At 59.7% G+C, this 20938-nt stretch carries 20 protein-coding genes; 8 read left to right on the top strand and 12 right to left on the bottom strand.

Annotated features, from left to right (window positions below):
• Positions 1-54: 54 nt before the first annotated feature.
• From ABD720_RS04615 to ABD720_RS04595, 5 genes are all read left to right on the top strand, one after another.
• Positions 55-663: a paraquat-inducible protein A gene (locus ABD720_RS04615; RefSeq protein WP_344762060.1), complete on the top strand. Its 609-nt coding sequence runs from the start codon at positions 55-57 to the stop codon at positions 661-663.
• Positions 656-1330, top strand: a complete 675-nt coding sequence (locus ABD720_RS04610; RefSeq protein ID WP_344762059.1) for a paraquat-inducible protein A — start codon at positions 656-658, stop codon at positions 1328-1330. Before ABD720_RS04615 ends, ABD720_RS04610 begins: the two co-directional genes overlap by 8 nt.
• A complete protein-coding gene (locus tag ABD720_RS04605; RefSeq protein ID WP_344762058.1) occupies positions 1323-2963 on the top strand; it encodes a PqiB family protein in 1641 nt (546 codons plus the stop codon). Before ABD720_RS04610 ends, ABD720_RS04605 begins: the two co-directional genes overlap by 8 nt.
• Positions 2960-3550, top strand: coding sequence for a PqiC family protein (locus ABD720_RS04600; protein ID WP_344762057.1), 591 nt, complete (start codon positions 2960-2962; stop codon positions 3548-3550). Before ABD720_RS04605 ends, ABD720_RS04600 begins: the two co-directional genes overlap by 4 nt.
• Positions 3551-3681: 131 nt before the next feature.
• The gene (locus tag ABD720_RS04595; protein ID WP_344762056.1) at positions 3682-5685 is read left to right on the top strand and encodes a PAS domain-containing protein; all 2004 of its coding nucleotides are present in this window, start codon (positions 3682-3684) and stop codon (positions 5683-5685) included.
• A gap of 82 nt (positions 5686-5767) precedes the next feature.
• Here the strand turns inward: ABD720_RS04595 and pepF are convergent, their stop codons facing one another.
• Positions 5768-7639, bottom strand: coding sequence for an oligoendopeptidase F (gene pepF / locus ABD720_RS04590; RefSeq protein ID WP_344762055.1), 1872 nt, complete (start codon positions 7637-7639; stop codon positions 5768-5770).
• 198 nt (positions 7640-7837) lie between these two features.
• Here pepF and ABD720_RS04585 point away from each other — a divergent pair, with 198 nt between their 5' ends.
• Positions 7838-8233 (top strand): DUF2237 family protein, encoded by a 396-nt coding sequence (locus ABD720_RS04585; RefSeq protein ID WP_344762054.1) that lies wholly within the window; start codon positions 7838-7840, stop codon positions 8231-8233.
• Positions 8234-8259: 26 nt separating this feature from the next.
• Here ABD720_RS04585 and ABD720_RS04580 read toward each other — a convergent pair whose 3' ends face one another.
• The 5 genes from ABD720_RS04580 to ABD720_RS04560 form a co-directional block, all read right to left on the bottom strand.
• Complete coding sequence (locus tag ABD720_RS04580) at positions 8260-8475, bottom strand: glycine zipper 2TM domain-containing protein (protein WP_344762053.1); 216 nt, start codon at positions 8473-8475, stop codon at positions 8260-8262.
• A 306-nt stretch (positions 8476-8781) separates the two neighbouring features.
• Positions 8782-9246 carry a YXWGXW repeat-containing protein gene (locus tag ABD720_RS04575; RefSeq protein ID WP_344762052.1) on the bottom strand — a complete coding sequence of 155 codons (465 nt, stop codon included), beginning with the start codon at positions 9244-9246 and terminating at the stop codon, positions 8782-8784.
• Positions 9247-9345: 99 nt separating this feature from the next.
• The gene (locus tag ABD720_RS04570; protein ID WP_344762051.1) at positions 9346-10005 is read right to left on the bottom strand and encodes an amino acid ABC transporter permease; all 660 of its coding nucleotides are present in this window, start codon (positions 10003-10005) and stop codon (positions 9346-9348) included.
• A gap of 84 nt (positions 10006-10089) precedes the next feature.
• Complete coding sequence (locus ABD720_RS04565) at positions 10090-10896, bottom strand: transporter substrate-binding domain-containing protein (protein ID WP_344762050.1); 807 nt, start codon at positions 10894-10896, stop codon at positions 10090-10092.
• A gap of 91 nt (positions 10897-10987) precedes the next feature.
• Positions 10988-11257 carry a hypothetical protein gene (locus tag ABD720_RS04560; RefSeq protein ID WP_344762049.1) on the bottom strand — a complete coding sequence of 90 codons (270 nt, stop codon included), beginning with the start codon at positions 11255-11257 and terminating at the stop codon, positions 10988-10990.
• 593 nt (positions 11258-11850) lie between these two features.
• Here ABD720_RS04560 and ABD720_RS04555 point away from each other — a divergent pair.
• Positions 11851-12687: a hypothetical protein gene (locus ABD720_RS04555; RefSeq protein ID WP_344762048.1), complete on the top strand. Its 837-nt coding sequence runs from the start codon at positions 11851-11853 to the stop codon at positions 12685-12687.
• A 12-nt stretch (positions 12688-12699) separates the two neighbouring features.
• Here ABD720_RS04555 and ABD720_RS04550 read toward each other — a convergent pair whose 3' ends face one another.
• Positions 12700-13770 (bottom strand): DMT family transporter, encoded by a 1071-nt coding sequence (locus ABD720_RS04550; RefSeq protein WP_344762047.1) that lies wholly within the window; start codon positions 13768-13770, stop codon positions 12700-12702.
• Positions 13771-13985: 215 nt separating this feature from the next.
• On the opposite strand from ABD720_RS04550, the gene ABD720_RS04545 reads away from it, so the two are divergent.
• Positions 13986-17285, top strand: coding sequence for a hypothetical protein (locus tag ABD720_RS04545; protein ID WP_344762046.1), 3300 nt, complete (start codon positions 13986-13988; stop codon positions 17283-17285).
• A gap of 117 nt (positions 17286-17402) precedes the next feature.
• On the opposite strand, the gene ABD720_RS04540 is transcribed toward ABD720_RS04545, so the two are convergent.
• The 5 genes from ABD720_RS04540 to ABD720_RS04520 all read right to left on the bottom strand — a co-directional run bounded on the left by ABD720_RS04540 (position 17403) and on the right by ABD720_RS04520 (position 20214).
• Positions 17403-17726, bottom strand: a complete 324-nt coding sequence (locus ABD720_RS04540) for a hypothetical protein (RefSeq protein WP_344762045.1) — start codon at positions 17724-17726, stop codon at positions 17403-17405.
• Positions 17727-17885: 159 nt separating this feature from the next.
• Positions 17886-18392 (bottom strand): YgjP-like metallopeptidase domain-containing protein, encoded by a 507-nt coding sequence (locus ABD720_RS04535; protein WP_344762044.1) that lies wholly within the window; start codon positions 18390-18392, stop codon positions 17886-17888.
• Between the two features lie 53 nt (positions 18393-18445).
• A complete protein-coding gene (locus ABD720_RS04530; protein WP_344762043.1) occupies positions 18446-19021 on the bottom strand; it encodes a YceI family protein in 576 nt (191 codons plus the stop codon).
• A 45-nt stretch (positions 19022-19066) separates the two neighbouring features.
• Positions 19067-19621, bottom strand: coding sequence for a YceI family protein (locus tag ABD720_RS04525; protein WP_344762042.1), 555 nt, complete (start codon positions 19619-19621; stop codon positions 19067-19069).
• A gap of 50 nt (positions 19622-19671) precedes the next feature.
• Positions 19672-20214: a cytochrome b gene (locus ABD720_RS04520; protein WP_344762041.1), complete on the bottom strand. Its 543-nt coding sequence runs from the start codon at positions 20212-20214 to the stop codon at positions 19672-19674.
• Positions 20215-20938 lie beyond the last annotated feature (724 nt).

Here is a 20938-nt window from a genome sequence, read left to right as displayed (position 1 = left end):
ATGCTCCCTCCCGACCCGCCATCCCCGCCATTCCCCCGATCCGACGCTTGCACCATGGCTGCGCAGACTCTGATCGCCTGTCCGGAATGCGATCAGTTGCAGCACGAGATTGCGCTTGCGCCCCATGCCATCGCCCTGTGCAGTCGATGCGGCGCACAGCTGTATCGGCAAACCCTGCACGGACTCGATTACACGCTGGCCTTCACGCTGGCCAGCGTGCTGTTTTTCTTGCTGGCCAATGTGTTTCCGTTGCTGCGCCTGGAGCTGCAAGGCAGCAGCCGGTCGACCACGCTGTTTGGCGCGGTCACGGCGCTGGCGTCGCAAGAGCTGATCTCGGTCGCGTTGCTGGTGCTGGCCACGACGATTCTGGTGCCTGCGCTGGAAATGGCGGCGATGCTCTACATTCTGGTGCCGCTCAAGCTGGGAGCGAACGTGCCGGGTGTGGCAGCGACTTTCCGTTTTGTGCAGATGATCCGTCCGTGGGGTATGGTCGAGGTGTTCATGCTGGGCTTGCTGGTCTCGGTGGTCAAACTGGCAACCTCTGCCACGGTCATTCCGGGCGTCGCGTTGTGGTCGTTCGGGGCGCTGATGTTCACGTTATCGGCCGCCGCGCATTTTTTTAATCCGCGTGATCTGTGGCTGGGCTTGCGACCGTATGGCTGATCCGCGATCCGGCACGGTCATGACCGCTGCATCGCAAGGATTGCTGTCCTGCCACGCCTGCGGTTTGCTGTGCCGGCCGGCCCGTCATCGCAAGGATGGCGACTGCCCGCGCTGCGCGGCGCCATTGCATGCACGGATCCGTTTCAGCGTTGCCCGCACCTGGGCTTTCCTGCTTGCCGCTTATATCCTGTACATTCCCGCGAACTTGCTGCCGATCATGGAAACGCGCTCGTTCTTTTCGGTTCAGGCCGATACCATCATGAGCGGTGTCGTGTTTCTTTGGGTTTCGGGCTCCCGCATGCTGGCCATGCTGGTGTTTCTGGCGAGCGTGGTGATCCCGTTGTTCAAGTTGCTCGCACTAACGTTACTGACCTTATCGGTGCAATTGCGCTCGACCTGGCAACCACTGCAACGGACCTGGCTGTACCGGCTGGTCGAGGCTATCGGACGCTGGTCGATGCTGGATATTTATGTGGTGGCGCTGCTGGCGGCGTTAGTGCAAATGCAGACGTTAGCGCGCATCGAGGCCGGCCCCGGTGCGGCGGCGTTCGGTGCGGTGGTGGTTTTGACGATCCTGGCCGCAGGCAGTTTCGACCCGCGCCTGATCTGGGACAACATCGACACAGAACACACAACAAACACTGAGACAGAGACCAAGCATGACTGAACCCGTCAACGACAACGACATCGACAAGGCCGCGGTACCCCTGGCCGTGCAGGCACCGCGCTGGCACTGGTCACCCTGGCTGATCTGGCTGGTGCCGCTGGTTGCCGCGCTGGTTGGTGGCACGATACTGGTACAGGCGTTGCTGGAACGCGGGCCGAGCATCACGATCAATTTCAAGAGCGCCGAAGGACTGGAAGCCGGCAAGACCAAGATCAAGTACAAGGATGTCGATATCGGCACGGTCGGCCGGATCACGCTGTCACCCGACCGCAAGGAAGTCATCGTCGCTGCCCAGCTGGTGAAAAACGCCGACAGTTTTCTGCTGGACGATACCCGTTTCTGGATAGTCCGGCCACGCGTCGGCGCCGGTGGAATCTCGGGACTGGGTACCTTGCTGTCGGGTTCGTATATCGGCGTCGATGTCGGCAAGTCGGAAACCAGCCGGGAAGAATTCACCGGACTCGATGTGCCGCCGTTCGTGCTGACCGGGCTGGCGGGACGACAGTTCGTGCTGCACGCCGAACAGATCGGCTCGCTCGACATCGGCGCGCCAATTTTTTTCCGGCATATCCAGGTGGGACAGATCGCCGCCTATGAACTCGACAAGGATGGTGCTGGCGTGACCATGCAGGTCTTCGTGAATGCGCCCTACGACAAGTTTGTCACGACCAACACGCGGTTCTGGCAAGCCAGTGGCGTCGAGCTCAGCCTGGACGCCAATGGCGTGAAGCTGGCCACCGAGTCGCTGGCGTCGATTTTATCCGGCGGGGTCAGCTTCGGCGCACCGGAGGATGTTGCGGCAACTGCAGAAGCCGCCGTCAATGCGCGCTTCACGCTGTATGGCAATCGCGACAGTGCACTCAAGCATGCCGATACCGTGGTGCGCAAGGCGCTGCTGTATTTCGACGAATCGGTACGCGGCCTGGCACCGGGCGCACCGGTGGATTTTCGGGGGATACCGGTGGGCGAAGTCACTGCCATCAGCTTCGACTATGACAAGGCGACCGGCCTGTTCCGCTTTCCGGTCGAGATCAATCTCTATCCGCAGCGCCTGCAATCGCGTAACCGAAAAGGCGCAAGCAGTACGGCGCCCGAGGATATTACGCGGGTCATCGACGCTTTGATCAAGCATGGATTGCACGCGCAACTGAAAACCGGCAACCTGCTGACCGGCCAGTTATTCGTGGCACTGGATTTTTTCCCGGATGCGCCCAAAACAAAAATCGACTGGCGCAATGAACCGATCACGCTGCCCACCGTGCCTGGAACGCTGGAAGAACTGCAATCGATCCTCAGCCGGATTGCGCGCCGCCTCGACAAGGTACCGATGGAGCAGATCGCCGCCGATGTCAGGACCGCAGTGAAGTCGCTCGACACCACCCTGAAAAGTACCGATGCACTGGTACGACGGCTCGATACCGAACTGGCGCCCGAAGCACGTTCGACACTCGAGCAGGTCCGCAAGACCATCGCCAGCGCCGATCAGATGCTGGCCAGCGATGCACCGCTGCAGCAAGATCTGCGCACCACCCTGCGCGACATCAGCCGCGCGGCACAGGCGTTGCGCTCGCTGACCGATTATCTGGAACGCCATCCCGAGTCGCTGCTGCGCGGGAAAAAGGAAGCCCCATGAAAACCTCTGTGCGCGTCATCGTGCTGACTGCTACCGCACTGCTGTGCGCCTGTGCCAGCCCGCCCGCCGAACACTTTTATACGCTCGACGCGGTTGCTCATGGCAGCCCGCCTGCGCCCGGCAACAGCGCCCTGAGCATCCGGCTCGGTCCGGTGAACTTGCCGGAAATGGTCGACCGGCCACAACTGGTGCTAAGGTCCGGCCCCAACGAGGTACGTCTGATGGAAGCGCGGCGCTGGGCAGAATCCTTGCGCAGCGCGATCCCGCGCGTCATCGGCAGTAACCTGAAACGGCAGTGGCAGGATGTGCAGGTCAGCAGCACCCTCGATGGCACCACCGCGCCGGCCCGGTACAGCGTGGCGATAGACATACTGCGCTTCGATTCGACACTGGGCGAGGCGGTTGAACTGGAAGCCCGCTGGCGAATCCGGCGTGATGGCAAGTCACTGCAAGCGGGCAGCATGGCGTGGCGCGAACCGGTGCAAGGTGCCGGTTACGAGGACCTGGCGGCGGCACACGACCGTGCGCTAGCGAGCTTGAGCCGGCAGCTTGCGACCAGCATCAACGCCGCCGAGCGCGCACCATGACGTTGTCCGGCGCGCTCCCCCGACCCGTTGACCAACCCTTGAACAAACGCCTCACCACGTACCGTTGATTCCCGACAGGGACATCCGGAGATATCCAACGCACGATGAAGCCTCTGCTTCGAAGGACTTCAGTGACATTACAAACCAATAGCCTGAGCGGGCTGGAACAACTGCTGAATCAGGAACTGACGCAGCTGCAATCCGGCAGTCAGTCGGCGCTGGCATTGCGCTGTCGCAGGATCGCGCTGGGCATCGGACTGGCTGTAATGCTGGTGGGTGCAGGCGCGCTGGCGAGCATCGTCGTACCCACGCTGCGCCTGATGAACTCGATAGTCGCACTGGGTATGCTGCTGGGCGGCCTGAGCCTGACATTGCAGTGCCTGCCACTGAAGCGGTCGTGGCTGCGCGGGCTGCTGGCGCAGATACCGGCGACGCTCATGGCGCTGCTGGGCGTGGCCTTGATCGCGCAGGGCCTGTCGCTGTTCGGCGAAGCCATCAACGCAGTGCTTGGGCAACTATCCTTCGCCATTACGGGATCGGATACGAGCATGACGCATCCTGTGGTCGCGTTTTCGACGGCGTTAGGCGGATGCGCGCTGATGCTGCAAGAATTTCGTACCCGTAACCGGCACGCACCGGCCGAGTTCCTGGCACTGAGCCTGATCTCGCTGAATCTGGTACCGCTGGCCGGGCTGGCGTACCAGGTTGGCGCAATGGCGAAGCTGGGCAATCCGCTTGCTGTGCCGTTCCTGCCGGCGGTGGTGTCACTTGCAATTGGTGCCGGGGTGCTGTTGTCGCAACCTAGCCGCAGCATGATGGCCATCATCACTGACAACGTGCCGGGCGGACAGATGCTGCGCCGCTCGTTGCCGCTAACGCTGCTGGTGCTGGTGATATTGCACTGGCTGGTCAACCGCGGCGCACTGCTCGGGTTCTACGAACCGACCATGGTTGCGCCGACCCTCACCTTGCTCAGTTGCGGCGTCATCCTGATGATTTTCTGGCGCACTGCCGCCACCGTCAACAACGAATACCGGGCGCGTCTGCAAAGTGCCCGCGAACTTGCCGAAGCGAGCTCCTTGCTCATTGCCGTCAGCGACAACACCGACGATCCGATTTTCGTCAAGGATCGCGCTGGCAAGATGATTTTTGCGAATCCGGCCACGCTGCGCTGGATCGGCAAGAGCCGTGAGGAAACGCTGGCTCACAGCAGCCGCGAGCTGATACCGGACACCGCCGAAGCCGACCAGATCGACATCGAAGACCAGCGCATCATGCAGACCGGTGTCTCGGAAACCATCGAACAAACCCTGCACCTGCCCGGTGGCGTACGCACCTACACGTCGACCAAAACGCCCTGGTTCGACAGCCTGGGACAGTTGCGCGGGCTGGTCGGCATCAGTACCGATATCACCACGCGCAAGGAAATGGAGCAACAGCTCAAGCAGCGCGAAGCCGAACTTGAAGCGACCGTCAGCCTGCGCACCACCGCACTGCGCAAGCTGGCCGACCATCTGGAAACCGTCCGCGAGGAAGAAAAACGCACCATCGCCCGCGAGCTGCACGATGACATGGGCGCGTCGCTCACGTCGCTGAACATGCATCTCGACAGCATCTACAAAGTGCTGCCGAACGAAACGGCCTGGACCGACAAGGCGTCGCGCGTCAAAACGCTGGTGGCGGCACTGGTGGCCACCACACGGCGCATCCAGATCGGCTTGCGGCCCATCATGCTGGACCTGTTCGGCCTGAAAGCCGGCATCATCGAACAGATGGACGAGTTCGAGCAGCGCACCGGCATCACCTGCAAGACCAGCCTTCCGGACGAGGAGGTGCAACTGCCGCACAAGCTGGAAATCACGCTGTACCGGATGTTGCAGGAGGCGCTCAATAACGTCGCCAAGCATGCGAGAGCCAGCCGGGTCGAGGTGATTCTGGATGTCGATGAAGATCAGGCAGCACTGGTGGTGCGCGACGATGGCATCGGTATTCCGCCGGAACGGCTGGATAACCAGACCACTTACGGCATACGCGGCCTGAGCGAACGGGCCTCGTTTCTGGGTGGCAGCGCCAGCGTGTTTACCAATCCGGCTGGCGGTACGACCGTGAAGATTGAATTGCCGACGCGGCTGTAAGCACTGTGCGGGGTATGAAAAAAGCCGGGACAGCAATACGCTGCACCGGCTTTTTTCATGGTTGCATCCTGCTCGACAGGGATCAGCGGGCGCGGCGCGCCTGAATCGCTTCGATTTCATCCATGATGCGATTCATCCGTAGCACCACCGCCTGATACGGTGCCGGCGTGGCGAGGTCGACACCGGCCGCTTTCACCAGTTCGTACGGATACGCCGAACTGCCGGCCTTGAGCACATCGAGATACCTCTCGCGCGCTCCCGGCTCGCCTTTGAGAATCGCATCGGCAAACAGCGATCCTGCGGCAATCGAGGTAGCGTACTGGAACACATAGAACGCATTATAAAAATGCGGGATGTAAGCCCATTCGGTGGCATACACCTCGTCGATGCGGACGATGCCTTCCTTGTCGCCATGGTAGCGCCGCAGGATATCGCCATAAATTCTGGTCAGGCCTTCGCCGGTCAGCGCTTCACCCTTGTCGACGCGGGCATGCACGTCACGCTCGAACTCGGCAAACATTGCTTGCCGGAAGAACGTGCCGCGCAAACCTTCCAGCGCAGAACCGAGGTACAGCAGACGCTCGTCATCGCTTCTGGAGATTGCCAGCATGTGCGCCAGCAACAGGCTTTCATTGGTGGTCGAGGCAATCTCGGCGGTGAAGATCGGATAGCCGGCCGTGGCATACGGCTGCGCCGCATTGGCCAGCCAGGTGTGCATGCCGTGACCCCATTCGTGGGCCAGCGTCGACACCGCTTCATAGTCATTGTTGTAGTTCAGCAGGATGAACGGATGCACGTCATAGGCGTCCCCGGCCATGTGCGCGCCAGACAGTTTGCGCGGTCGCGGATAGACATCCATCCAGCGGCTGGCAACGCCTTTCGCCAATGCCGCGCCGTAGGCTGCGCCTAGCGGCTTGACGGCATCCTGCATCAGCGTAATGCCCTGTTCGATCGGGTACGTCGCCTCGCCGCTGATCAGCGGCGGATAGATATCGTAGTAGCGCATCTCGGTCAGACCCAACATCTTCGCGCGCAGCCTGAAGTAGCGATGCAGCGTCGGCAGGTTGGCATTGGTCTGTTCGATCAGCGTGTTGTAGACCGCTACCGGAATCTTGTTGGCATCGAGCGCTCTGGTGATGGAATCGGGATAGTTGCGTACCTTGGCATCGACCGAATCCTTCTTCAGCTGCTCGTAGAATGTCACGCCAAAAGTGCGCTCGAACTCGTGCCATTTCCCCCAGAATGCATCGAATACTTTCTTGCGATCGTCGCGATTGCCGACGGCGCGATAGCGCGTGTAACCGGACTGGTCAAGCGTGACTTCCTTGCCATCCGACAGCGTCACTTTCGGCCACGGCATGTCCGCGTTCGACAGGATCGAATACACCGACTGCGCAGTATTGCCGGTCAGCCCGAAATTGGCGATCAGCGCTTCGCCTTTGGCATCGAGTGTATGGGGTGCAGCGCGCAGCAAATTGTCGAGTGGTTGCCGGTACTGCTTCAATGTCTTGTCGGCGGCCAGGAAAGTACCGATTTTTTTTGCGCCTATCGCCAGGATTTCGGCCCGGAAAAATGACGTGCCCTCTTCCAGTCGGGAACCCAGCACCTCGGCTTTTTGTACCAGTTCGAGACCGGTCGTGGCACCTGTATCTTCGGCATGCGTTTCTCCGGCATACAGCGCGAGGCGGTCATACCGCTTGTTCAGGTCGGCACGCAAATCGAGGCACTGACGAAAGCGGCGGACGTTGTCGCCAAGGTGGCCACGACAACCGGCGAACGCGGCGATCTGCGCGTCGGCCTTCGCGACATCGGCCTGCCAGTCACCCACTGCCGGATACAGGTCGGTGAGATTCCAGCGTGGATTGAAGGCGTCTGCGGCGGCGGCATCGTGGTCGACACTCATACCGAGGCTGGCACCCAGCACCAGAAATACGGGGAGAACGCGGTGGAACATGATCGACAACTCCGATGAAAGTGGTAAGCAGCTGGCGATTATGCACTGCTTGCCAGACCATCAGGAATCATCCAGCCGACGTGCCAGCTCTGGCCTGGTCCGGCACAGGAATCGGGCAAAGCTGACCGACGCAAATCGGCATCGCCATACCTGTTAGTCTGTGGACCTTACGCACATTGTCCAACCCGGAAAAACACCATGCCCACTCCTGTCTTACCACCTGCCCGCAACGTCCTTGGCGAACCGCTGGTAGCGTGTTCATTCAACCCGTTGACCGGTTACTTCCGTGACGGCTGCTGCAAGACCAATGATGAAGATAGCGGCACCCATGTCATCTGCGCGGTCATGACCGCCGAATTCCTGGCGTTCAGCAGCGAGCGTGGCAATGACCTCTCGACGCCGCAACCGCAGTGGCGTTTTCCAGGACTTAAGCCGGGCGATCAATGGTGTCTCTGTGCGCTGCGCTGGAAAGAAGCGTTCCAGGCTGGCATGGCGCCACTGGTCGTCCTTGAGAGCACCAATGACAAAGCGCTCCAGATCGTCAAACTCGACGTGCTGAAGCGCTTTGATCATCGCGGTCCGGAGCCGGAATAAACCGGACCCCGGCCGTTAGTTTTTACTTACTTGCCGACTTGATTACCGATCACGCCGCCGACTGCTGCGCCGCCAACGGTACCGATTGCGCTACCGCCGGTCAGCACCGCGCCAGCAACGCCACCGATGCCGGCGCCAGCTGCCGTGTTCTTGTCACGGTTGGACATACCGGCACAACCACCCAGCGAGAACAGGATGGCAGCAGCGCAGGAAACAGCGATCGTTTTTTTAATGGATGTCATGGTGAAGTCCTCTTTGGTAAGTTGTGAAAAATTAAATTGTTGTCGATTGAATCTGCCACTCGCATCGGTGTGAATGACAGGTGGTTGCGTGCACTCAGGTCAAGGTACCCACATGGTGAACCCGACCTGTTTTAATCACGTGAGCCAGGGTCTGATTTCGCGAACGCCAGATCGTGTGGCTGTGGAAATATTATGCTCGCCGGAAATCTGAAGAACTGTTCGTTGCCGAACATAACGCGAGAAATGGTACGGTGAAAGTCGCCAAGACGTCGCCGAAATTGCGACGTCCTTCCGCAAGAAACAACGTCAGCAGTTGCCTTTCTTGGCTTGACCCGGTGGGCAGTGACCACGGTCACCATGACCGTCCCTGTCATCCCGATCACCCCGGTCGTCATCGTGGTGATCGTGTTTGTCTTTCTTGTGTTCGCGCTTGTACTCTTCCTTGTAGCGCTTCTTGTCCTGCTTCCATCCGCCGCGGTCAAGTCGCCAGCCATCATTTTCCTGGCGCCATTGCGGCTGCGAATAAAAGTAGTCGACGCGATTGCGTTCCCAGTGACCGTTGGACCAGACATGCTGGTTGCCATTCCAGTTCCAGTAGCCCGGCGCCCACAGATAACCATTACGTGGCGCAGGAACCCGTTCGTAGCGCACTGGCGGCGGTGCTTCACCGAGGAAGATATTGACGCTGACCTGAGCAATTGCCTGTGTCGGCAAGTACATCGCCGAACTGATCGCCAGCATGGCGGCTGCGGCGCAAAGTATTTTTTTCATTGGTTGCTCCCGGTTGATGTGACTGTGACTGCACTATACCTAGTTCCGCTCGGCAATCCCGCTTTAAAAAAACTGCTTACACTTGAGCCTCTGCTCGCGCTATTGGACATGCGCCCGCTGCAAGCGCTTCTCGATGCGCCGCTGAAGCACTTCAAAACACAGGCTCAAGCACCAGTACAACAGCGCTGCCGCAACATACAACGGCAACGGCCGAAACGTCGTGGCGATGACTTCCTTGGTGGCCAGCATCAGCTCGGTCACCGTGATCACCGACACCAGCGAGGTGTCCTTGATCAGGCTGATCAGCGTATTGCTCATCGAGGGTACCGCGATGCGCAATGCCTGCGGCGCAATCACGTAGCGCAGAGCCTGCTGCCAGGTCAGGCCCAGGCTGTAACTGGCTGACCACTGGCCGTTGCTGACTCCCTGGATCGCTCCGCGCAGACTCTCGGACAGATACGCGCCGGCATTGAGGCTCAATGCCAGAATGCCGGCACTGACCGGAGAAAACTCGACACCGATACCCGGCAATCCGTAATAAATCAGGAACACCTGCACCAGCAGCGGCGTCCCGCGAATCAGGCTGACATACGTCGCGGCAGGCCATTGCAGCACGCGCCACGGCAGCAGGCGTGCGACCGCCAGCAACGTGCCAAGTACCAGCCCACCCACCATCGAAGCCACGGCAAACAGCACCGTGTACAGCGCGCCCTTGAGCATGACCGGTGCAGCCAGGGTCAGAAGTTCGATCAGGTTCATAATGTCTCCGGCCACGCCAGTCGCCCATAAAAAAAATCCCCGCAGCGATGTGCGGGGAGCCTTGCAACCTGCTTCAACAACAAATTACTTCGCGATCGGTGCCTTGCTGACATCGATGCCAAACCATCGCACCGACGCCCTGGCAAAGCTGCCATCGGCAATGATCGCCGCCAGCGCCGTGTTCAGCGCGGCCTTGAATTGCGGATTGCCCTTGACGAACGGAATACCCATCTGCGCGACCTCGCCGATAGGCGCACCGGCCTTGATCGGCAATGGCGACGCCTTCAACAGGTACGACACCATCAGACTATCGTTCAGCGCTGCATCAACCCGGCCAGCGGCCAGGTCCTGCAAATACTCGGGAGCGCCCGGATAACTCTTGACCTCCACCCCGGCGACTGCCTTGGCGCGCTCTTCATAATTGGTGCCCTGACCGACGCCGAGCTTCTTGCCCTTGAGGTCATCGAGACTGGCAAAGGTCCGCTTCTCGTCCTTGCGCACGATCAGCTGCGCACTCGACCGGGTGTACGGCTCGGAAAAATCGAAACTGGCCTGACGCTGCGGCGTGATGCCGACCTGATTCAGGATCACGTCGTACTTGCCGGCGGACAGACCGGCCAGAATGCCGCTCCATTCGACGCTGACAAACTCGGGCTTGAGACCCATCTTTGCCGCCAGCAGGCGCGCCACATCAATTTCAAAACCGCTCAGTTCGCGGGTTTTGGTGTCCTTGAAATTGAACGGAGGATAAGTGCCTTCGACGGCTACTTTCAACGTGCCGCGTGCCTGCACGGTCGCCAGCAGGTCTGCAGCACTGGCCTGGATTGCCAGGCCGGACAACAGCAATGCTGCTGCCAGGCTAGCCAGTTTTTTTACGGAGGGTGCGCGCATGAATTTCCTTGAAGTCGATGGCGAACGTATTCGCGAGGGCCAGAGTGTAAAGACATGCAGTGACATCACCAACCATTTAAAGGGCATGTGCTTATGCGGGCAGTACCGAATGGCAGCCTCGGGGCAACATGACAATCTGGCAGAAGCATCGGAATCGTCGAGCAATGTCGTGCTCGGACAGCACATAAATAATTTGATAAAGAGTCATTGCAAGGCCTGCTAAAAGCCCAATCCGCGACCCCTGCAACACGTAAAAAAATAATTTGGAACCGATACGAACAAACGCGCACTCACGAACAGTTTCGATAATTTCCTGACCAATGCGGTGAGGAAGTTCCGGAATCGACATGTCTATAGCCAAGGCAACGTACCCGGAGTGCGACCGCGATCACGGCAATCGATCCCGGTTCGTTCAGATCAATCCTGCTCATACATTCGCCATGTCGTGTCTGGTCATCGGCGCATGGCCGCAGCAAATGGATCGGCACTGGCACATGACATTGACCACGCCCTGCAACAAGGTTCGGGCCGCTCGTTGCGTCCCGAGGATGTGATTGACAAGTTCAGGCACTGGCCTGTTCTTTGGCTATCGCAGGATCACTACAATCGCCATCTGCCCAAATCCGTACACGACGAAGGATCGTCTCGGGACCGACATTGGAACGAATTACCCAACACTCTTCTCGGAAAACTATTATGTTCAGACTCGCATCCACTTCGCCCCGGTCGCATCGTGCGTCAAACGACCAAACTGCTTCCCAACCAAACTCCCCTGGCAGGAATTTGCTACTTGTACGGTGCGCTAACTTATGGAACACATTACGGGGGTTACGACTTCCAAAACAGACGTTTCTTGATAACGTCGGTGAAAATGTTAGTGGCGTCGATTGCCCGGAAAACACTGCTGTTCATGTAGACACGACGGACAGCGAAGGTGATAAGCCCATAAAGTACATGCATGCCAATCAAATTGAATTTGCTCCCCAACCGGCACGGTCAGCTGCCGACAAACAAGAACAGCCACTCAAAAGAATTGCTATTGCAGGTCAATCACCGCAGAAATTTGAATTTAGTGAAAGATTCCTGATACAAGGCCTCGAATCCGGCAATGGTCTATTTCAATTTGTTTCGCGTAAAGCGCATGCCCATACAAACGATCCGGCCATGGAGCCCGCCAAAGAACGCAGCATCCTCGATCAACTACTGAATGGCTGGAAGCCTGACAGTCCGGGAAATTTTATGCTGGCGGACCGCTTCCTTATTCACGAACTAAGAAAAATAAGTCCTGCTGAACCCAGCGACCACTGTTGCTACCAGCTCACCGCTCGTGACCTTAAAACCAACAAAATAAAAACTATGCTGATCACGCAAGTTGGTTTGCAATTCACCAATAGCGTACTCAAAGGAAAAGAGATCCGGCGTGCCAGCGCATTGATGGATTTCCACAAACAAACACAGCATGAATTGGCCATGGCACTGCAGGCAAAAGAACCGGAACAAACACCGATCTTTCCCGACACCCAACCCGACCCGATGGCCATCAGCTACGCTGGCATCGGCCGCAATGCCACCCTGATTGCCTACCGCGAGGCGCTGGCAAGACCCGATGACGACACCGATGTTGCGCTAGCCAATATCATCAGTCGGGGCCGGCGTGACCGGGGTCGGCACTTCGTTCACTCCGAGGCGCAATTGCGGGAATTGCAGTTTGCAGTGGACATGGCAAAAAACCCGATCCGACCAGCCCGCTCAACAGTCGAACAACTTGCCGCCCGCGCACCGATCCCCTGACACGCCCCCTCCTCACTCATGCCCGTGCCGATGATGCGCATCCGGAAAATGCGCATGGGTATGCAGTAGCTCCTCATGCCGATGCGGATGGCTATGACTGCCATCCGCGCCGACCACCTCCCCCTGCGCATGCCCATGCTGATGATGCACATCATGCGTATGACGATGCGCATGCGCCATCACGTCGTGTCGATGGGCATGAGCATGGCGTTCGGTCAGATGCAGCACCACGCCAATCGCCATCAGCACACTGGCAACCAGCAAGACCGGCGTGACTGCCTCGCCGCCCAGCACCGCCAGTAACGCGCCAAAAAACGGTGCCACCGAAAAATACGCACCCGTACGCGCACTGCCCAGATGCCGCAGCGCCACCACGAACCAGCTCAGGCTGACGCCATACGCCAGCAACCCCAGCAGCATCGCCGCCGCCGAGACCGACACCGCCGGTAACGACGCACCCAGCCCGAAGGCAATGCAGAGATTGACCGGACCGGCCACCAGTCCCTTCACCCCGGCAATCCAGGTCGCATCGGTCAGCGAGACCTTGCGCGTCAGGTTGTTGTCGATACCCCAGGCCAGACACGCGCCCAGCACCGCCAGCGCCGGCCACAGGTCGGGCAAGCCGGTCGTGCCGGACCAGCTCAGCAGCAACGCCCCGGCGAGGATGGCGACCATGCCGAAGGCGATGCGGCGGTCGACGTTTTCACGGAAGACGCACCAGGCCAGCAGCGCGGTGAATACCGCTTCGGCATTGAGCATCAGCGACACCGTCGCTCCCGGCAGGCGCGTCAGCCCCAGCATCAGCAGGGCCGGGCCGATCACGCCACCGGCCAGAATGGCACCGGCAAACCAGCGCCGCTCGGCCGCCGGCAGGTGCACCCGTGGCGCGCGCACCAACTGGCGCCACAACATCAGGCCGAGGCCGGAACCGAGATAAAGCAGGCCCGCCAGCATCCACGGGCCGACGCTGCCGAGCAGCCATTTGGCGGCCGGCGTCGCGGCGCCAAACAGCAATGCCGCGCCGAGTGCGGCGGCGATGCCGGGGCGGGCCAGCCCGTGTTTCGAACTTTCTTGCCGTGTCATCGTGACCTCTGTTGCGGTGCCTGTATGCGCATCATGCCAGTAGCCCGTCGATCCGGCCATCATCGGGCCGCACTGCACGCGTGCACTGTCATGAGCAGGATCGCAGTATCCCGAACTGACCGGCTTTACACCCTCTTCTCCGGCCCTTGCCAGCGCTCCCGAACAGCAATAATCGGGGTACAGGTAATCCAACGTGGTAGCTCGGGGAGTCATTCATGGAATCAAATCAGTCGACACAAAAAGATCTTTCCTTGCAATCGGGTTATTCCGGGGACGATCGGCGTCAAGACAGCATGATGAGCTCGGCCGACCCCATGAACGGCAACACCGCCATCGACCTGAAATCGATCCGCGAGGCGATCAATCGCATCGAAGCCGAAGCCAGCGCAACCATGGCAGCCGAAAATCGTGCTCGTACCGAACTGCGCGCCCGCGCCATGGCCGAAGACCGCGCCCGTATCGACGCCGCCGCCAGCGCCGAAGCCCAGGCCAGCGCCCGCTCCGCAGAACTGGCCATCGCCGCCGGTCACAGCCTGTTGGCGGCCGAACGGGACGCCCGCCTCGCCAGCGACGCCAGCACCGCCGCCGCCCTGCTCGAAGCCAGTGCATTGCGCGCCCGTGCCGACGCCGACAGCCAGGCCGCGATTGCCGCTGAAGCGCGTACCCGTGCCGAGCGCGAAGCACGCGAACGCGCCGTCGAGCAATTGGCCGCCGATACCGAACTCGCCAATCAGGCCCGCGTCGCTGCCGAAAAACTCGCCGAAACCGCAGACCAGACGCGTAACCTGTCCTCCGAACGCCAGATCGCACTGCACAGCGCCCAACTGGAAGCCGAGAGCCGGGTCCGCGCCGATGTCCGGATCACCGAACTCGCACGCGACCTGGAACGGCGCGAGCACAGCGCCCGCATGACCTCCGAAATGCTGGTGGCAGCGCGCAGCGAAGTGCTCGAACTGGCCACCCAGCGCGAACAGGCCGAAGCCGACGAATTGGCCGCCATGCTGCGTCGCGCACCACTGGAAGTGCAGGCGCGCGAAGAAGCCCGCGTGCGCACGGTGATCGAACAGGAACAGCATGCTGCCGCGCTGGCCCGTGCCGAATCCGAACAGCGTGCGCTGGCGTCGCTGCAGTTGCGCCTGCAAGCCGAACTGGAACTGCACGACGTCGCAGTGCGCCGCGCGCATTCCGAAGACATGGCGCTGGTCTCGGTCCGGGCCCGCCGCGATGCCGAAGAACAGATCCATGCCGCGACCGAAAGCCGCCTGGAAGTCGAACGCGCACTCCAGAGCGCCGCAGTCGAACGCATCGAAGCCGAACATCAGGCCGACGCCGAGGCACGTACCCGTCTGCTGCAAGAAACCCGGGCCAGCGACGAAGCGCGCCAGCGCGCCGCCGCAGACCAGCAGGCGACGCAGGCAGCCGCCGCGCGTGGCGCGGAAGAACAGCGCGGCGCAGCGCTGGCGATCAGCCTGGCAGAGACCGAACAAGCTGCAACCGCGATGGCGGCACGTCAGAATGACGCCGAAGAAAAGCGACTGGCCGCCGCAGCCGAACAGGCCCGACTACAGCACGAAGCAGCGCGCGTCGCCGCCCTGAAAGCGCAGGAAGAAGTCGAACTCGCGCAGGCAGAGCACGCCCGGCTATCGGCCGAGTCCCAGGCCATCAGCGCCATGCAAATAAAGCGCGAAGCAGCGCAAGCCGCCCAGTGCGAAGCGGACGCGCTGGCCATGACAGAGCAACAGCAGACAGAGATGCTGCGCGCGCTGCAACAGGCAAGCATGACCGCACGACAGCTGCAGGAAACCGAACTGCGTGCCGGCCAGGTAACGCTGGCCCAAACAATGGCCGAGGCGAACTCGCGCAACCAGGCTGCCGAGGCTGCGCTGGCTACTGCGCGTGACGCCGTGGAACTGGCACGGCTCCAGCAGGAGCGCACGGAGATCGAACAACAGGCACTGACATTGGTGCAAGAAAAACTGGAGTCTGAACGCGCGTGCGCGCAGGTCAATGCCGACACGGTGCAGGTCACCCGCCAGAAAATGATCGCGGCCCGGCAGGCAGAAAACGCAGCACGCATGCGCTTGCAAGCAGAACAGCAACATACCGAGCTGCTGCGCGAACAGAGCGACGCAGAATGTCAATTGCGTCAAGCCAAGGATGCCGAAGCCAACGCCACCCGCCATGCCACCGCACAGCTGGCGACCAGCACCGAACTGCAGCGCCTGACCGCCCGATATGCGCTGCAAAAAGCGCGTGACGCCGTTGCATTGACAACCATTGAACGCCAGCGTGCCGAGACCGAACAGCAGGCACTGGTTCTGATTCGTCGCAAGCAGGAAGCCGCCAGCCAGCGCCAGCTCTCCAGCCAGCGTTTGCTCGACGTGTCCCGACAAAAATGGGAAGCGGAGCAAGCTGCCTGCGCGGATACCGAGGCGTGCCTGCAGGCAGCAGAAGAACAAGGCAAGTTGGCCGCTGCCAACCAGCAAGCGCGCCAACAGGAACGCAGCGCCGCCGAAGCAGCGCGCGATGCGCAACAACGTTTTCTGGAACTGACGTCTGCCGCCGCTGCCAGCGCCCGGAGTCAGGCCGACGCCGCTGCCGAACTGGCCCGCATCGAGTCCGAACGGGCCGACATGGAGCAGAACGCCAACGCCATCCTGCAAAAAAAGCAGCAACTCGAGTCATCCCGCCACGCAGCTGCCCGTGCGGCACTCGACGCAGCGCAAGAACAGATCGACGCCGAACAAAAAGCCTGCAGCGAGGCCGAAACCCGCGCCACCATCTTGCTGGAACAAGCGGAACTGGCACGCCTGCATGCGCAGGTCGAACGCGAACTCCGTCAGGCCAGTGCCGCCGAACAGCAGCTCGCCATAATGACGCTGCAAGACAAACAAAAAGAACTCGCCAGTCAACGAGCCCGGCAAGCTGTGCAAGAGCAGATCCGTCGCGAAGAGCTAACGCAACAGCAAGCGGAGGCCGATTCCGCATTGGCACGGCAGGCCGCAGCATTCGCACAGGAACTGTCTGCAGCACGCCAGCAAACCAATGTCGCCCAACACGCGATTCTGGATGCAGAACGCTGCGCGGTTACGGCAGAAAAACACGCCCGGGTCGCGCAGCAGGCAGCCACCCGCCATCATCTCGAATCGGAACAGGTCGCCCGCGCGTTGCTGGCGCGTCTGTCCGAGGAAAGCACCGGGCTGGAAGACTGGCGCATCCGCGCTGAAGCCCTGCTCGCCGATGCACCGCCGCTGGCACCGACGCGTCGCAGCATCAGCGCCCGTACGCGCGGCGTGGTGGTGGCCGGATTGATGCTGTGTGCCAGCGTTGGTGGCTGGTCGCTGATGGTGCAAAAACCGACTGTTGCTGCAGTGGTGAGCGAGCTCGCCCCGATCGTGCCGGACACGCCGACAGCGGGGTTGAAAGTCTCGTTTGGTTTGCAGGAAATGCCGCCAGCAGAAACGCTGAACATGGATGGTGTGGAATTGGCCGCGCAACGGTTGCGCAGTGAGTAGGCAGCATGTCCGCCAGGGATAAGCGTGTCGGTCAAACCACCTCATGTGTCGCGCAGCCAGGCGGCAATCGGCCCGGTTGAAGTTCAATAATCAAGGGCGGGTTTGCCGCCCCTCGCCTTAAACGGGTGCCAGCTCCCCCTCCCAGGGCTCGATCGCAAAATCCAGCATCAGATTGGCGGCGCCCACCTGAGAGAACGCACCCTCGATGGCGGCCTGTGCAATCGCAATCCGGCACACCGTCTCGACATTGGGCATCGCAAACTGCTTGAATATTTCCGGGCTGATTGCGATATCGGCGATGCTGTCCGCAGCGGACGCATGATTCCAGATCGTCAGTTTGCGCAAGCTGCCATCATCGGCGATATCCGGGCTCACCAGATAGGTAACGTCGATACCTTCGACGGGAAGTTTAAATTCAAAACCGGGGGTGCTGGTAGTCATGACAATCTCCAGTAGCACGATAAGAATGGCCATAACGACTGGTTGTGCAGTCATTTCAACCACAAATTGTGAAGCCAAGCTTTACGGCACTTCAATAGTACAGTCATTAAATAGCCACGCCGGCGCATCGTGACGAATTATCAAAATACTACCGAAGACTTACCAGAGACGATTACCTGAAGTATCCATATAGGTCATGTACAGCCGCAAATCAAATTCGTACTGGTGATAATTCGGCTCCATGTGGCAGCACAGCTTGTAAAAAGCCTTGTCATGCTCGCGCTCTTTGACATGCGCCAGTTCATGCACGGTAATCATCCGCAGAAATTCGATCGGCACTTCCTTGAACAGCGTCGCGACGCGAATCTCGCGTTTGGCCTTGAGCTTGCCGCCTTGCACGCGCGAAATCGTCGTATGGGTACCCAACGCATGTTTGAGTACCTGGATCTTGCTGTCGAAGGCGACCTTGTCGATCGGATCAGCATTGCGCAGGCTGGTGTTTTTCAGGTCCAGCACATACTGGTAGAGCGCCTTGTCGGTACGGATATCGTGCGGACCGGCGTATTTTTTTTGCAGATGCGGGGCGAGTTTGTCGTTGCTGATCAGGTGCTGCACCTGCAGACAAATCTCTTCCGCATACCCGTTCAGGTATCTCAGTTCACTCATGGTGGCGATGCTGTCAGGCCGGATCGCTACAGCTGATCCGGCTTGCCGGCAACCTACTCCGTTTTGACCGCTTCAACCTGGATCGCCAGCTTGACGTCCTGTTTGAAGCCCATCGCGGCACCGTAGTCGACCCCGAAGTCAGCGCGATTGAACGAGGCCGAGGCGTCGGCGCCGCACACTTCACGCTTGAGCATCGGGTGCATGATGCATTTGAATTCGTTGATGGTGAGCTTGACGGGCTTGGTCACGCCGTGCAGCGTCAACTGGCCCTCGACTTCGGTAGGCTTGTCGCCATCAAACCTGGTGAACTTGCCGACGTAGGTCGCGGTCGGAAATTTCTCGGTGTTGAACATCTCGGCGGAGGTGGCGTGCTGGTTCATTTTTTTCATGCCGAAATCGATGGTGTCCATGTCCATCGTGACCTCGAGCGTACCGGTTTTTGCTTCGCGATCCAGCATCACCTTGCCGCTGGATTTTGAAATCTTGCCGCGCCATTTAGACAGTCCGCCGAAATGGTCTGCTTCAAAACTTGGGTAGGTATGTGACGGGTCGAGATTGTAGTTGGCTGGTGCGGCAAAGGTGGACGCGGCGACCAGCGACAAAACGGCGGCGAGGGCAAAAATTTTCATGAAACATCCTTTGATGGGTGGAATCGCATCATAGCGAGAAAACAATTATTTGGCAGATGCGGCCACGATGTGGAACTTGATCACCACGTCATCGGCGACCACCGAGGTGTCTTTCCATTCGCCGTCGCCGATATTGAAGACGGTGCGCTTGATCGGCAGCACGCCATCGAACACCTGCGCCGCGCCTTCGGTTTTCAGCGTGAACGGAATCACGACATCGGTGGTCTTGCCCTTCAGGGTCAGCTTGCCAGCGACGTTGTACTTGCCGGTGCCGGCAGTCGTAATTGCGCCCGATACAAAGCTGGCTTTCGGGAACTGGGCGGCATTGAACCAATCCTTGCCGACGACTTCCTTGTTGTACTCGGGCGAACCCATGTCATAACTGGCGACATCGATATCGACCCTGGCACTGGACTGGGCCAGTTGCGCCGGGTTGAAATTGATGGTGGCGCTGATCTTCTTGAACTTGCCTTCGATCGGTACACCGATCTGTTTGGCGGTTGCCGAGACGGTGCTTTTGACCAGATCGACCTGGGCCATGGCCGAGGCCGACAGCATGGCGAGTGCAAGAAAGATTGCGGATGATTCAATTGCGCGCATGGAAATTCCCGGAAAGTTGATGACGCTGGTTGGTTGAAGTCTATCGCACATTATTTAAGAAACGGCAGCATCCGCGCGAGTGTGCCATCGCGATCAAAAAACTGATGCTTGAGGGCCGCCAGCGCATGCAGGCCAACCAGCCCGGCCATCGTGTAATTGCACGTCAGATGCACCAGCACCAGCACCTCCTTGAGTGCCTCGTTTTTTTCGATCAGCACCGGCAGCGGAATCACGCCGAAGTACACCACCGGTACGCCGGCGGCGAGGCTGTAAAAGTAGCCGGAGATCGGCACCGCAAAAATCAGGAAGTACAGTAACCAGTGCGTGATGTGCGCTGCTTTTTCCTGCCAGGCCGGCATCAGAGCCTGCGTCGGCGGCGGTGTATGCGTTGCGCGCCACGCCACCCGTACGATGGCCAGCATGAAGACGGTCACGCCGATCCACTTGTGCCACGAGTAGTACTTCAGCTTCGTCATTGTCAAACCGGGGATATCGGTCATCACCAGGCCAAGCCAGAAGCCGGCGATGATCAGCAGGGCGATGAGCCAGTGCAGCAAAATGGCGGTGCGTGTGTAACGGGGAGCAAAGTTCATGGGGCGGGCCGGATGTGGTGGCATAAAAATAATTGAAGGCCAGATTTTAAGGGTTATCGCACTACTACGTTGAAGCATTCGTGCGCTGAATTCGCAGTTGGGTACGTCGCCCAACGTGCGCACCGGTTACGAACTCCGTCCTGTGCGAACACCAGAATCGTAGGTTGGGCTGCGAAGCCCAACATGCGTCAGGTTGCTTTGCCAGTCACCACGACGCGCGGACTGCTGTCTGCGGGCTGCGGACTGCGGGCTGCGGTAGCTAAAACGGGTTGCGATCCGTGGAGGCAAGCCGGGTGCGGCCCGGCAGCCGGTCACTTCTTTTTGCTTCGCCAAAAAGCAGTAACCAAGAAAAAGGCGACCGCTAGACCGCTGCCCTGCGGGTTCCCAAATACCGTGCCCGGTCAGGGGGAGGGCCGCAAACTCGCTACGCTCAGACAGTGCGGCCCTCTTATCCCCTGCCCGGACACGGTATTTGGCAGCGGCCTTTTATGCGGAATTCAAGGTCAAAACCAAACCCAGCCTTGGTTATTTGATCAAGGCCAGGCTCGCTTTGCGCGAGAGCGATGGCTTGTAAAAGCTTTGTAGGTTTTGATTTTGACGTTGGTTTTGATGTTGGTTTTGATGTTGGTTTTGATGTTGGTTTTGACGTTGGTTTTGAACTCGATGTCGATCACGACGAGGAAGTTTTCTCGCGCAAAGCGAGCACGACCATCTCGCTGGTTCC

This window comes from Actimicrobium antarcticum (assembly GCF_039536745.1).
In the GTDB taxonomy this organism is placed as follows: Bacteria; Pseudomonadota; Gammaproteobacteria; order Burkholderiales; family Burkholderiaceae_D; genus Actimicrobium; species Actimicrobium antarcticum.
The sequence above is the reverse complement of the archived record's forward strand: the minus strand, read 5'-3'. Positions and strand labels throughout refer to the sequence as shown.